Origin of the sequence: Streptomyces asoensis (genome assembly GCF_013085465.1) — a bacterium.
In the GTDB taxonomy this organism is placed as follows: Bacteria; Actinomycetota; Actinomycetes; order Streptomycetales; family Streptomycetaceae; genus Streptomyces; species Streptomyces cacaoi_A.
Window position 1 is genome coordinate 9,819,167 of the sequence record NZ_CP049838.1, and the last position, 13,559, is coordinate 9,832,725.

General features: G+C 68.7%; 13 protein-coding genes and 1 pseudogene. 8 read left to right on the forward strand and 6 right to left on the reverse strand.

Annotation, left to right across the window (positions count from 1 at the left end; translation table 11 throughout):
• The first annotated feature begins 63 nt into the window (after positions 1–63).
• From G9272_RS43555 to G9272_RS46540, 8 genes and pseudogenes are all read left to right on the forward strand, one after another.
• A complete protein-coding gene (locus tag G9272_RS43555) occupies positions 64–1,542 on the forward strand; it encodes an MFS transporter (protein ID WP_171401688.1) in 1,479 nt (492 codons plus the stop codon).
• 278 nt (positions 1,543–1,820) lie between these two features.
• Entirely contained in the window at positions 1,821–2,255 is a 435-nt protein-coding gene (locus tag G9272_RS43560; RefSeq protein ID WP_171401689.1) for a Zn-ribbon domain-containing OB-fold protein, read from the forward strand.
• Between the two features lie 58 nt (positions 2,256–2,313).
• Entirely contained in the window at positions 2,314–3,522 is a 1,209-nt protein-coding gene (locus tag G9272_RS43565) for a CaiB/BaiF CoA transferase family protein (protein ID WP_253268131.1), read from the forward strand.
• A gap of 81 nt (positions 3,523–3,603) precedes the next feature.
• Positions 3,604–4,782, forward strand: a complete 1,179-nt coding sequence (locus tag G9272_RS43570) for an acyl-CoA dehydrogenase family protein (RefSeq protein ID WP_171401690.1) — start codon at positions 3,604–3,606, stop codon at positions 4,780–4,782.
• 122 nt (positions 4,783–4,904) lie between these two features.
• Positions 4,905–5,231, forward strand: coding sequence for an electron transfer flavoprotein subunit beta/FixA family protein (locus tag G9272_RS45775; protein WP_253268132.1), 327 nt, complete (start codon positions 4,905–4,907; stop codon positions 5,229–5,231).
• Positions 5,232–5,316: 85 nt separating this feature from the next.
• Positions 5,317–5,586: an electron transfer flavoprotein subunit beta/FixA family protein gene (locus G9272_RS45780; RefSeq protein WP_253268133.1), complete on the forward strand. Its 270-nt coding sequence runs from the start codon at positions 5,317–5,319 to the stop codon at positions 5,584–5,586.
• A 28-nt stretch (positions 5,587–5,614) separates the two neighbouring features.
• Positions 5,615–6,574, forward strand: a pseudogene (locus G9272_RS43580) (electron transfer flavoprotein subunit alpha/FixB family protein).
• Positions 6,525–6,809 (forward strand): AraC family transcriptional regulator, encoded by a 285-nt coding sequence (locus G9272_RS46540; protein ID WP_437184354.1) that lies wholly within the window; start codon positions 6,525–6,527, stop codon positions 6,807–6,809. Before G9272_RS43580 ends, G9272_RS46540 begins: the two are co-directional and overlap by 50 nt.
• A gap of 438 nt (positions 6,810–7,247) precedes the next feature.
• On the opposite strand, the gene G9272_RS43590 is transcribed toward G9272_RS46540, so the two are convergent.
• The 6 genes from G9272_RS43590 to eno all read right to left on the reverse strand — a co-directional run bounded on the left by G9272_RS43590 (position 7,248) and on the right by eno (position 13,546).
• The gene (locus tag G9272_RS43590) at positions 7,248–8,114 is read right to left on the reverse strand and encodes a 3-hydroxybutyryl-CoA dehydrogenase (protein ID WP_171401692.1); all 867 of its coding nucleotides are present in this window, start codon (positions 8,112–8,114) and stop codon (positions 7,248–7,250) included.
• A gap of 236 nt (positions 8,115–8,350) precedes the next feature.
• Complete coding sequence (locus tag G9272_RS43595; protein WP_171401693.1) at positions 8,351–9,259, reverse strand: LysR substrate-binding domain-containing protein; 909 nt, start codon at positions 9,257–9,259, stop codon at positions 8,351–8,353.
• 97 nt (positions 9,260–9,356) lie between these two features.
• Positions 9,357–10,454, reverse strand: a complete 1,098-nt coding sequence (locus G9272_RS43600) for an alcohol dehydrogenase catalytic domain-containing protein (protein ID WP_253268134.1) — start codon at positions 10,452–10,454, stop codon at positions 9,357–9,359.
• A 125-nt stretch (positions 10,455–10,579) separates the two neighbouring features.
• Positions 10,580–11,146 (reverse strand): carboxymuconolactone decarboxylase family protein, encoded by a 567-nt coding sequence (locus tag G9272_RS43605; protein ID WP_171401695.1) that lies wholly within the window; start codon positions 11,144–11,146, stop codon positions 10,580–10,582.
• A 24-nt stretch (positions 11,147–11,170) separates the two neighbouring features.
• Positions 11,171–12,175 (reverse strand): VOC family protein, encoded by a 1,005-nt coding sequence (locus G9272_RS43610; RefSeq protein ID WP_171401696.1) that lies wholly within the window; start codon positions 12,173–12,175, stop codon positions 11,171–11,173.
• A 60-nt stretch (positions 12,176–12,235) separates the two neighbouring features.
• Positions 12,236–13,546 carry a phosphopyruvate hydratase gene (gene eno / locus G9272_RS43615; protein WP_171401697.1) on the reverse strand — a complete coding sequence of 437 codons (1,311 nt, stop codon included), beginning with the start codon at positions 13,544–13,546 and terminating at the stop codon, positions 12,236–12,238.
• Positions 13,547–13,559: the final 13 nt, after the last annotated feature.

Sequence of the window (13,559 nt, forward strand, 5' to 3'; positions counted from 1 at the left end):
TAGGCCCATACTGCCTTTGGGGTCATAGTTATGACCTCATAACAACAACCTGTGGGAGCTGTCATGGCGACAACCACCTCCTCCCGGCATGCCGGCGCGGCCGCGATCTCTCCGTATGCCGCAGCCCGTGCGGGCGGCCTGCACCCGGTAGGGGTGCTGATCCTGCTGGCCGGCGCCTTCCTGCCGATCATGGACTTCTTCATCATCAACGTGGCTCTGCCCAGCATCGACGCCTCCCTGCATGCCTCGGCGTCCTCCCTGGAGCTGGTGATCGCCGGGTACGGCGTCGCGTACGCGACCCTGCTGGTCCTCGGCGGCCGACTGGGCGACCGATATGGCCGCCGCCGTATGTTCCTCGGGGCACTCGTCGGCTTCGTGCTGGCGTCGCTGGCCTGCGGCATCGCCCCGACCGCGGGCGCGCTGATCGTGGCGCGCATCGTCCAGGGCGCCACCGCAGCCCTGCTCATCCCGCAGGTGCTTGCCACCTTCCATCACGTCCTCGAGGGAGAGCGGAAGTCCCGGGCAGTGGCCCTGTACGGCGCGACCTCCGGTATCGCCGCCGTTGTAGGGCAGTTGGTGGGTGGAGTGCTGGTGAGCGCCGACATCGCCGGGACCTCCTGGCGGCCGATTTTCCTGGTCAACGTGCCCATCGGCGTGGTGGTGCTGCTCGTTGCGGCTCGTGTCGTGCCCGACACCCGCTCGTCCCACCCTGTGGGCGTCGACCTGCCGGGCACCGTGCTCTTCGCCGCCACTCTGACCGCCCTGCTGGTACCGCTGACCGAGGGGCCCTCGCTGGGCTGGCCGTGGTGGACCTGGCTGTTGATCGGCGTCGCGGTCGTTCTGGGCGTCGCCACCTACGTCGTGGAGAAGCGCGCCGAGCGGCGCGGTGAGGCCCCGCTGCTGCCGCCGTCCCTGCTGCGCCTGCCTTCAATGTCCAGGGGCCTGGTCATGGTGTTCGCCTTCAGCATCGGCTTCGGGGCGTTCATGTTCGTCTTCGCCCTCACCGTCCAGAACGGCCTGCATGCCGACCCTTTGCACGGCGGCCTGGCGATCCTGCCGATGGCCCTGCTGTTCTTCGTCGGATCCCTCGTGGCGCCGCGCGTGATCACCCGGTTCGGCCGGGCCGCGCTGGCGGGCGGCGCGGTGGTGCAACTCCTGGGACTGGCCTCGCTGGTTACGGTCCTGCTGGTGAAGTGGCCGCACGTCGGTCTCTGGGCGATGGGCATACCGCTCGCCCTGGTCGGCGCGGGCCAGTCAATGCTCTTCGCGGGCCTGTTCCGCAGCGTTCTCGCCGACGTCCCCACCCACCTTGGTGGCATCGGCAGCGGCGTACTGATCACCCTCCAGCAGAGCGGACTCGCCCTCGGTGTGGCCACCCTCGGCACCCTCTACCTGGCTTTGTCACCGCATGGCGTTCCGCACGCCTTCGCAACTGTTGAGTACGTCCAGATGGGCATCGTCGCTCTGCTCGCCGTCGCCGCCGGTGCCCTCCCGCCTTTCCTCGACGTCACGTCCGCCTCCGTCCCGGTCGTCGACGCCTGAACCCGCCCGCCGGAAGGGAGCGCCGGTCAGTCACTTCCGTTCGTCGCGAGAGCGGCCCGGGCTGCCCCTCGCCGACGGGACCCGCCGGTGGCCGGCGCGACATGGGGAGAGTAACGCCGACAAACCGGCTCTGACCTCGGCAAACGGAGCGTCTTTCGCGCACAAAGATGCGTCACTACGTCGTTGACCGGAGATCCGCGACGAGGCCAGGGTTGTGGAGCCACATCGGTTGCGACCAGCTGTTTCCCCGGTCACCGAACTGCGTGCAGGAGGCCGTGATGCTCCAGACGGATACCCGTGAACACACCGAGCCCGCGGGTGACCACGAGGCCGCTACCGCGGCCACGGACGCGGCTGCCCAGCCGGACGAAGCGGTGGACCGCCGAGAACTCCTCTTCCAGCGCTGCCTGTGGTGCGGGACCGCGGCCTACCGCCGGTCGTTCTGCCGTGCCTGCGGGTCGACTGCCTTCACAAGAGAGCACAGCGAGGGCTCCGGAATCGTCATGCGCAGGAACGGGCACGTCCCGCTCAACACGTGGTTCGTCGCGATGGACGAGGGCTTCCACCTGCTCTGCCAGGTCACCGGGTCGGCGCCGGTCGCCGTCTCGGTAGGAGCACGGGTGAGTGTCGTACGGCCCTTCGCTCCCCACGGGCAAGGCCTGCCCCTGGTCGAACTCACCCACCCGGCGCCGCCTCTGGAGCGCTGGTGGTGACGGAAACAGTCAGGACGCATCCGCCTCGCACCCGCGGGAGGATCAGAGAGGAGAGTGCGTGAACACTCAGCACTGCACGGACGAGCCGGCGGGCATCGACGACGGCGATGGACGGGGCGCGCTGGAAGGCCTGCGCATCGCCGACTTCTCCCGGGTTCTCGCGGGCCCCTACGCCACCATGCTCCTTGCCGACCTCGGCGCCGAGGTGGTGAAGATCGAGCGGCCGGGCAGCGGCGACGACACCCGGGCGTGGTGTCCTCCGGCGGATCACGAGGGCACCTCCACCTACTTCCTGAGCGTCAACCGGAACAAGAGGTCCGTCGTCCTGGACCTCACGACCGGCGCCGGCCGCGAACAGGCCCGCGCGCTGGTCGCCGAGTCCGATGTGCTGGTGGAGAACTTCCGCCCCGGCACGATGGAGCGGCTCGGCCTCGGCCATCGCGAACTCCGCTCCCGAAAACCGGAGTTGATCTACTGCTCGATCAGCGGCTTCGGCAGCGGTGCGGGCGCGGCGATCCCCGGATACGACCTCCTCGTACAGGCCGTCGGCGGTCTGATGAGCGTGACCGGAGACGCCGCCGGGGAGCCGGTGAAGGCGGGCGTGGCTCTGGTCGACGTGATCACCGGCCTGCACGCCTCGCTCGGCATCCTTGCCGCGCTCCGCCACCGGGACTCCACGGGAGAGGGCCAGCTGGTGGAGGTGAACCTGCTCGGGTCGCTGCTGTCGGCCATGGTCAACCAGGCGTCCGCGTACGCCGTCGCCGAAGTGGTCCCGGGCCGCATGGGCAACGCCCACCCCAGCATCGCCCCGTACGAGACCCTCCCCACGGCCGATCGTCCGATCGCGCTCGCGGTCGGCAACGACCGTCAGTTCGCGGCGCTCGCCGACATCGTCGGGGAGCCCGGCCTCGCTCTCGACGACCGCTTCCGCACCAACAGCGACCGCGTCGCCCACCGCGCCTTACTGCGGGACATCCTGACCACACGGCTCAGCACGGCCGGTGCGGACCACTGGTCGGCCGTCCTGCTGGCCGCCGGAGTGCCGGCCGGACCGGTCAACACCCTCGACGAGGCATTCGCCTTCGCCCACAAGCTCGGCCTCCCCGGCATCGTCGACATCCCGGCCGACGGGACAGTCGACAGGCCCTTCCGCCAGGTCGCGAGCCCCATCGCACTGAGCGGCACGCCGACGCGGTACCGCCTGCCGCCGCCCCGCCTGGGCCAGCACACCGCGGAGACTCTCCACCGCCTTTCCGACCCCACCTGAGCGCCGGGAGAGCTGTCACCCGACCGCTACCCGCGCCGTCATCACGACCGAATCGACCATCGCAACCATCAGGAGCCCACGATGAGCCGCAAGCCGATGAAGGACCCGCTCGAACTGCTCGACCTCTCCTTCGCCCTGACCGACGAGGAACGCGAGATCCAGACCACCGTGGCCAGGTTTCTCGCCGACCGGGTGCGCCCGCACATCGCCGATTGGTTCGAGAACGCCCACTTCGCCCGCGAACTCGCCCCGGAACTCGGAAAGTTGGGGGTGCTCGGCATGCACCTCGAAGGGTACGGCTGTGCCGGCACCAACTCCGTCAGCTACGGCCTGGCCTGCCTGGAGCTGGAGGCGGCGGACTCCGGTTTCCGCAGCTTCGTCTCGGTTCAGGGCTCGCTGTCGATGTTCTCCATCTGGAAGTGGGGCTCGGAGGAGCAGAAGCAGGAGTGGCTTCCCCGTCTGGCCGCCGGTGAGGCCATCGGCTGCTTCGGGCTGACCGAGCCCGACTTCGGCAGCAACCCCTCCGGGATGCGCACCAGGGCCGTCCGCGAGAGCGGGGGAGACTGGATCCTGAACGGCTCCAAGATGTGGATCACCAACGGCGGCATCGCCGACGTGGCCACCGTCTGGGCGCAGACCGAGGAGGGTATCTGCGGCTTCCTCGTGCCGCGAGGGACTCCTGGCTTCACCACCCAGGACATCAAGCAGAAGATGTCACTGCGCGCCTCCATCACCTCCGAGCTGTACTTCGACAACGTACGACTGCCCGACTCGGCGCGCCTGCCCCTCGCGGAGGGCCTGCGTGGACCGCTCTCCTGCCTGAACGAAGCCCGCTTCGGCATACTCTTCGGCACGCTCGGCGCGGCCCGCGACTCCCTCCAGACGGCCATCGAGTACGCCGACTCCCGCATCCAGTTCGACAAGCCGATCAGCGCCTTCCAGCTCACCCAGAAGAAGCTCGCCGACATGAGTATCTCCCTGGGCAGCGCCGCACTGCTCGCCGTGCACCTGGGCCGGCTCAAGGACCAGCACCGCATCAGGCCCGAACAGATCAGCGTCGGCAAGCTCAACAACGTCCGGGAAGCGATCGCCATCGCCCGGGAGTGCCGCACCGTCCTGGGCGCCAACGGCATCTCCCTGGAGTACTCCCCGCTGCGCCACGCCAACAACCTCGAGTCCGTCATGACCTACGAGGGCACCAACGAGATGCACACGCTGGTCGTCGGTCAGGCGATCACCGGATACCCGGCATTCCGCTGACCACCCGGACCGAAGGAAGACGACCGTGAACACCGTCGTACTCGTCAAGCAGGTCCCGGACACCGGCGGAACGAACCCTGTCTCAGGCCGACCACACCCTGGACCGGGAGGACGCCGACCTTGTGCTGGACGAGATCAACGAGTGTGCCGCGGAAGAGGCACCGACGCTGAAGGAGTCGGCGAACGCCGAGGTCGCCGTCGTATCCATGGGACCTGATACCGCGCTCGACGCCATCCGCAAGGTCCTGGCCATGGGCGCCGACCGTGGAATCCACATCTGCGACGACAGGCTCCGGGGCGCCGACGTGGTGACCACCGCGAAGGTGCTGGCAGTTGCCGTGCGGACGGTGGAGGACGTCGACCTGGTACTGGCGGGCAACGCGACACCGACGGACAGTCGAGTGCGGTTCCCGCCATCGTCGCGGACCTTCTCGGCCTGCCGCAGCTGACGCACACGCGGGAGCTGCTGGTGGTCGAGGGAAGGGCGCGTGCCGAGCGTGAGACCGAGAGCGGTGAGGCGACCCTGGAGGCGCGTTGCCCGCATTGGTCAGCGTCACCGAGAAGATCAACGAGCCGCGCTACCCCTCGTTCAAGGGGATCATGGCAGCCAAGAGGAAGCCGGTGGACACGGTAGATCTCGACGACCTCTTCCCCGACGCGGCAGCCGCCGGGCTTCTCGTGACCCGCACCCGGGTGGTGGAGGCAGTGCCGCGGCCGGCACGGGCCGCTGGAATCCGTATCCCGGACGACGGCTTGGCCGGCCAGCAGCTCGCCGAACACCTGATCGCCCAGGAACTCGTCTGACCCATCCCGTATGAAGAAGCAGGCACCTATGCCCGATGTCGTCGTCCTCGTTGATCACGACGGGGAACGTGTCCACAAGTCCACACTCGAGCTCCTGGCCGCCGCACGGAGGCTGGGTGACCCGGCTGCCGTCGTCGTGGGAACTCCCGGCACAACGGCCCAACTCAAGGAGTCCCTCGGGCGCCACGGCGTCACCAGCGTCTACGCGGCCGAGTCCACCGAAGCAGGCGAGTTCCTCGCCACACCTGCGGTCGAGGCCCTGGAGCTCGCGGTCCGGGAAGTCTCTCCCGCCGCCGTCCTGGTCTCCGCAACGACAGACGGCAAGGAGGTGGCCGGGCGCCTTGCCGCACGATCGGACGCCGGGCTGCTGATCGACGCGGTCGACCTGGACACGTCCGGGGCAGCCACCCAAATCGTCTTCGGAGGGTCGTACACGGTGCGCTCCTAGGTCTGCCACGGCACGCCGGTGCTCGCGATGCGTGCGGGCGCTGTCGAGCCGGAAGAACATCCGGTGGATGCGGTGGAACGAGAGATTCGACTGCCGTCGGTCGATCCGGCGGCATCCGCCCGCATCACCGCCCGGCGGGCCGCGCTCGCAGGTGGCCGTCCCGCACTCACCGAGGCGACCGTCGTCGTCGCCGGAGGTCGCGGTGTCGGAGGAGCGGACGGCTTCAAGATCGTGGAGGAACTGGCCGACGCCCTGGGCGGTGCTGTCGGCGCCTCGCGCGCCGCCGTCGACGCCGGCTACTACCCGCACCAGCACCAGGTCGGGCAGACCGGCAAGTCCGTATCCCCACAGTTGTACACAGCTCTGGGCATCTCCGGGGCCATTCAGCACCTCGCGGGAGTGCAGACCTCCAAGACGATCATCGCGGTCAACAAGGACCCCGAGGCGCCCATCTTCGGCCTCGCCGACTACGGCGTGGTGGGCGACCTGTTTGCGGCGACTCCCCAGGTCACGCGCCAAGTGGCCGCCCGCCGCCAGTGAGCTCGAGCAGCCAGCCGCCCGGCAGGCGTCCGATATCCATGCCGCCAGCCTGGCAGCGCTCGCTGGTCACGGCGCGGCAGTCCGGGGCCGTGACCTCGCCGATCCGGCCATGCACCACTTTCCTGTCGGTGCCATCGGCGGACGCTGGGGTTTCGCCGATCCGGCCCACTTCAGCCGCCTCTTCAAGACGGTTTACGGCATGAGCCCCCGGGAGGCGCGAGGGGCCCGCCGATGACGTCTGCCGTTGATCGACGGCAACGAACCGGGAGCCTGCGCACTGTGTGACGCGAACGACACCGGTGGCTCGGTGCTCATGCCCCTGAGGCACGGGGTCCGCGTCCGACGGTCACGGCACGACCAGCACGTCGGACGTGGCACAGCCAGGTGTGTCCGAGGCTTGGCCGGGAGCTTCCGCCGCCCTGGCATATCCGGCCCGGACGGCAGCCTGGGCACAGACGTACCTCAGCCTAAGCGCTCCTCGATCTGGGCCCTGCCGCCTGCCGATCTCTTTGGCACCTGACGGCAAGGGCCCTCGTCCGGCGCGCTGGTGACAGCCGCGCAGTGCCGCTGGTGGATGCTGCTGCCGCGACCATCCCCGGTTCGGGGCTGTCGATGACAGCATTGACGTGGCGACCGGTACTGCCTGGGACCGGCGAGAGAGCGCTGTGGGCCCTCAGGCCGCTCGGTAGCTGAAGAATCCCTGCCCTGATTTCCGGCCCAGCAGACCCGACTCGACCATGCGCCGCAGCAACGGGGGAGGCGCGTAGAGCGGTTCCCGGTACTCCTCGTACAGGGCTTCGCCGATCGCCGCCACGGTGTCCAGACCGATGAAGTCGGCAAGGCGCAGCGGGCCCATCGGGTGGGCGCAACCGGCGGTCATCCCTGTGTCGATGTCCTCCGCGGTCGCCGTGCCGGAGCTGACCATCCGGACTGCTGCCAACAAGTAAGGAATCAGCAGGGAGTTGACGACGAATCCCGCGCGATCCTGTGTGACGATCGTCGTCTTGCCCAGGGTCTCGCCCGCGAAGGCACACATACGCAGCTCCGTGGCTTTCGAGGTGTGCAGCGACGGGATCACCTCGACTAGCGGCATCTCAGGGACCGGATTGAAGAAGTGCACCCCGACGACCGTCTCAGGCCGTCGGGTCACGGCCGCGAGCCGGGCAATGGGGATCGAGGAGGTGTTGCTGGCCAGCACCGCATCCGGGTGGGTAACCACCTCGTCCAGTTGTCGGAAAAGCGCCCTCTTGGCCTGCTCGTCCTCGACGGCGGCCTCGACGACCAGGTCCGCTCCGGACAGGCGGGAAAGATCTTCGGTGACCGAGATCCCGGCCAGAGCGCGTGCGCGGCCATCGGAGGTGAGGGCGCCGCGCTTCTCTTTCTTGAGCAGGGAGTCCGCCACGCCCGCCAGCCCGGCCCGGGCCCTGTCCTCGGTCACGTCGCACAAGGTGACACGCAGTCCGGCCCGTGCGCAGACCTCGGTGATGCCCCGGCCCATCTGCCCGGCGCCGACGACTCCCACGTGCTTGATCGATGTCATGTGCTCCTCCGCCTGTCCTTCCGTCCAGCGCCGGTCCACCGACGGCGGACGGCCTGTGGTCCCGTGTTGAGCGTAGGCCTGGTACAACCCCTCTGACCTGCGTCGCCAGTGCGTCTTCCGCGCACAAACATGCGCCGATTCGTCGTTGGCCGGCTTGCCGCGCGCAGACCATGATCATGGCGGCGCTGCCGTTGCCCGTTGCCCGCTGTCCGGCGCTCGGGGACTCCGCCACGGTTTCAGTCGGCGGCAGTTGTCACGGCGGCCGCCTCCCGCAGCCGGCGGATCACGCCTCGTACCGCAGGCGAGGTCTCCCCTCTGCGGTACGCACCCACCAGCCGGGTGGTCAGTGCTACGTTCGCCAGCGGTCGGTAGGCGACCCCCGGTATCCGTACACGGCGCAGAGAGTCCGGCACCAGTGCCACGGCGAGACCGCCGCCCACCAGAGTGAGGGCGGCGATGAAGTCCCGTACTCCAGGCGCGCACTGTGGGGTGAAGTTCCCCTGCTCCGCCACCTCCAGGATCTGGTCGCGGCAGCCGTACTCCTCGTCGAAGTGCGGGGCCACGAACCGCTCGTTGCGGAGCTCCGATGCCGGTACCGCCTCGTACGCGGCCAGCGGCGCGCCGTCCGGCAGCGCCAGGACGACCTCTTCGGTGAGCAGGCAGCTGGTCGTGACCCCGGCCGGGTACTCCGGCCGCCAGCGCAGGAAGCCGACGTCGATGTCCCCGCAGGACAGGGCCTCCAGCTGGGCCGGTGTCTCCAACTCACGTACTTGTAGGGTGAGATGGGTGTCGGAGGCCGAGCACCGGGTGAGGACGTCAGTCAGCACACCGGAATAGGCGGCGGAGGCCACGTAGCCGATCTCGGCGTGCCCCAGTTCCCCGCGACCGGCGCGCCGACCCACTGCCTCCGCCCGGGCGGCCTGCGCAAGGGTGAGCCGTGCCTCTTCGAGGAACAGTCGCCCGGCGCCGGTGAGCGCCGGGCGGGTGCGCCGGCCGCGGTCGATGAGGCGGACTCCCAGGTGCGACTCCAGCGATCTCACCTGGGCGCTGAGTGCGGAGGGAGCCAGATGGAGCCGATCGGCCGCGCGCGCGAAATGCAGTTCCTCAGCGACGACGACGAACGAATCCAGCCAGCGCAGTTCCATCGGTTACTCCGTACTGCCGAGCGCAACGACCGTGGGACGGTCACCCCGCGGCGACGTCAGGGCAGGACAGGATCGCCGCGGGGTGAGCTACAAGACGTCAGGGGATGACGACATAGTTGCTGAATCCGCCGTCGCGGTCCTCGAGCCCCGAGATGGCCTCGTTGACCCTGGACAGCGGGAACGGCTTGGCATGCAGGTACGACAGGTCCAGGGTGCCCGTGGCCACCATGTCGGCGAGTTCCTGCCCTTGGGCGGTGCTGAACCAGTTGGATCCGATCAGCTGGACCTGCTCGTCCATCAGCCACTTCACGTCCACGGGCAGCCGGTCGGCCACGCCACCGACGTTGACGACCCTGCCGCCTCGGCGGACGCCCTGCATGGAGTCGAGCATCGTCTCCACCGGGGCCTTGGCGCCGAGAGCACTGATCACATAGTCCGCGCCCTCGCCGCCAGTGCGGGACTTGGCCCACGCGCCAGTGGAACCCTCGCCCAGCCGGAAGACCTCGACTCGGTCCGGGTCCAGCTCCTTGACGCGCTTGAGGAGTTCGTCGTTGCGGCCGGTCCCGAGGACCCGGGAGGCGCCGGAGGCCAGCGCGAGCACGGCCGACGCGACGCCGAGGGTGCCCGTGATCCCGTCGACGAGCGCGACCTGCCCGGGACCGGCCGCAGCGTTCTTCAGGGCACCGTAGGCCGTGCCGATGTAGCCCAGCTTGCCGGCCTGCTCGAACGTCATATTGTCCGGGATGTTGACGATCGAGTACTGCGGAGCGGTCATGTACTCCGCGAAGCCACCGTAGGGGTAGAGGTCGAAGATCCGCTGGCCGTCACGGGAAGTGCTGAAGTAGCCGTTCAGCGTGAAGTAGCGGCAGCGGCTCAGCTCCCCGCCCCGGCACACCTGACAACTGCCGCAGGACCGAAGCGGGTTGACGTAGACCCGGTCACCCGGCCTGGTGTGCAGCACCGCCTCACCGACCTGCTCGACCACGCCGGCTGCGTCCAGACCGAAGATGGCGGGGAACTTCGGCAGCGGCTGGTGCGGGAACCAGGTCGGCCAGTTGTTGATCACGTTGGCCATGTTCGGCACGATGCCGCATGCCTTGACCCGCACCAGCACGTCGGTCGGGCGCGGGGTGGGCACGTCGATCGTGTCGACCGTCATCGGCTCACCGAGCGCGTGCAGTCGTGCAGCGAGCATTTTCGCCATTGAAATACTCCTTGAAACCGCTCCGTTCCCATTAGCGGGTGACGGAGGCATTCTTGTTCGGCGACCGAGGCGGCGTACCGGCGGCTCGGTAATCACGTCTCACGTGTTGACGCGCCCTACGACGCTGAGTTCTGCGAATTTGGGAAGGGGTTCGGGTAATTTTCCTCGAGGTCGATGCCCAGAAGTCCCATGATGCGGACGCCGGAGTTGTACCAGGCGATGGACAAGGACAGTTCGACCATCTGCTTGTCCGTCAGGTGGCCGGCGGCGGCTCGCCATGTCTCTTCCGAGACGTCGACCAGGAGCGTGGATTCCTTGGCGAGGCGCATCACCGCCTTCTCCGTCGCGTCGAACAGGTCGGACGTCTCGAAGTCGGCCACCGCGGCGAGCTGCTTCTCGGTGAGCCCGGCTCCCAGCCCGTGCGACTGGTGGTGTGCGACCTCGTACGCCGACCGGGTCGCGTGCCCGACGGTCAGGATCGCCAGTTCCCGCAGCTTGGGGCTGAGGTCGGCGGCTCGTAGCGAGTTGGCGTAGGTCAGGAAGCCGTCCAGCTGGGTCGGCGCGTTGGCCAGGGCGAGGAAGATGTTCGCCGTCGGCACCTTGCGTTCGGCTTCCAGCCGGTCGTACAGGGGTTTTTGTGACGCGTCTGCGTCCTCGCGGTGCAGGTAGGGAACTCGTGCCATGGTGACTCCTGGAAGCAGGGAAGGTCAGTGCTCGGATTGTTCGAGCAGGAACCGCTCGAGCGACATCGGCTTCGGCGGCTCGGCCGGCGGGATCTGCGGCACACCGACGAAGGGCGATGCCTCGAAGTACCACTTCTCCTGAGCCGGGAGGCCCCAGCGGGCATTGGTGCTCAGCGATCCCGCGTCCCAGCGCACCGGCTCGATCTCCGTGTCGATGGTCTGGTAGTGACTGTTGAAGACCTCCACCCGGTGCCCGTCAGGGTCGCGGAGGTAGGCGAAGAGCATCCCGCCCGGGCCGTGACGTCCAGGCCCCCGCTCCACGCCGTCGCCGTAGCCGGCGATGCCCGCCCAGTCGCAGGCGGTGAAGATGTCATGGCTCTCGGAGACGGTGTAGGCGAAGTGGTGCAGGGCGGGCCCGGTGTTCTCGACGATCGCGAGGTCGAGACACGTGCCCTTGCGGTACATGAACGCCCCCAGCAGCTTGTCGCCGTGTGCCAGGTACTCCGAATTGCGGAAGCCGAGCTCTCCGTAGAACGCGCACAGCTCGTAGGTGTCGGGCGCGAAGGTCTGGTAGTGGTCCAGCCGCTGCGCGTGGGCGCCCTTGTACTGCTCGAAGTTGATGTGCAGCCTCGGCCGGGTCTCCATGTGCGCGCACAGCTCCAGCGGCGTGCCGATCGGGTCGCTGACGTGCAGCGTGCGCCCCTGGTACGGGACGTCGACCCACTCGGCGGGCAGGCCCCGCGCCCGGAACCAGGCATACGCGAGGTCGAGGTCGTCGTCGAAGAACACCCGGAAGCCGATCCTCCGGCACCTGCCCGCGCCGTCTTCGTCCAGCTCCAGGACGAGGCTGTGATGGCAGGCCTCGGACAGGCCCCGCAGGTAGCAGGTGCGCTCGTCCTCATCGCTGACGACCAGTCCCAGCACGTTCACGTAGAAGTTCCGGCTCTCGGCCAGATCCGCGACCGTGAGCCGAACGTGACTGGAGCGGGTGATGTTGAAACTCGGGCGCAGATTGACGGGTGGCAGCATGCTGGTCTCCGGGCTCGGATCGGCTCTGGATTTCGATGACTGTAATACGGTGGGGCTGTTTTACGGCTTGGTCGTCGAAGGCCCGGCCGCAGCGAATGTGAATGCGGACCATCCACTGAATTCAGCGGATTCACCGAGGAACTCCTCGATGCGCAGTACCTCGTTCCACTTGGCCATGCGCTCGGAACGGGTGAACGAGCCCACCTTCAACTGGCCCGCGTCCCAGCCGACGCTCAGATGGGCGATCGTGATGTCCTCGCTCTCGCCGGAGCGTGCCGAGACGATCGTGCCGAAGCCGGCGTCCTTTCCGGCTCGAAGGGCCTGGAACGCCTCGGTGATGGTGCCGGCCTGATTCGGCTTGACCAGGACGGCGTTCACCGTTCCGCCGGCGGCCGCGGCCTCGACGCGCTTGGCGTTCGTGACCAGGTAGTCGTCGCCGATCACCTGGCAGCGGTGGCCGTAGCGCCGGGTGAACTCCAGCATGCCCTCGTGGTCGTCCTCGCCCACCGGGTCCTCGACGGACAGGATCGGATACTGCTCGATCCAGCCGCCCAGCATGTCGATCAGCGCGGCGGTGTCCAGGGTGCGGTTGTCCAGGGCCAGCGTGTACCCCTCGGCAGTGCCGAACTGGGAGGCCGCGACGTCCAGGGAGATGCCGACCTGGGCCGAGGGCGCGAAGCCCGCACTCTCGATCGCCCGGGTCAGCGTCTCCAGCGCCTCTTCATTGGAGTCGAACGCCGGCCAGAAGCCGCCTTCGTCGGCGACCCCCTGGGCCTTGCCGGCCTTCCGCATCAGGCCGCCGGCGGCCCGGTAGATCTCCGCCGTCCAGTCCAGGGCCTCGGAGAAGCTCTGCGCCGCGGGGCAGACGACCATGAAGTCCTGGACGTCGACGCGGCGGTCCGCGTGGGCGCCGCCGCCGAAGATCTGGATCTCCGGCAACGGGATACGGACCGGCCGGCCGCCCGCGAGGTGCTGCCACAGCGGCACGCCCGCCGACGCGGCCGTGGCGTGCAGGACCGCCATGGACGTAGCCACGATCGCGTTGCCGCCCAGACGGCTGCGGTCGGGGGTTCCGTCGAGGTTCACCAGAAGCCGGTCGACGGCTTCCTGGTCGGCCGCGTCGCGGTCCAGGAGAGCGGGCGCGATCTCGGCGTTCACCGAACCCACCGCACGTCGGACGTCGAGTCCGCCGAAGCGGCTGCCGCCGTCGCGCAGGTCGAGCGCCTCGCCCTGGCCCGTCGAGGCTCCGGCCGGTGCGATGGCCCGCCCGAGGGCGCCGTCCGCGAGGTGAACCTCGACCTCGACGGTAGGCCGGCCGCGTGAGTCCCACACCCTGCGGCCGTAGAGCTTGGCGATCCGCGCGTCTGTCATGTGCGGTGCAACC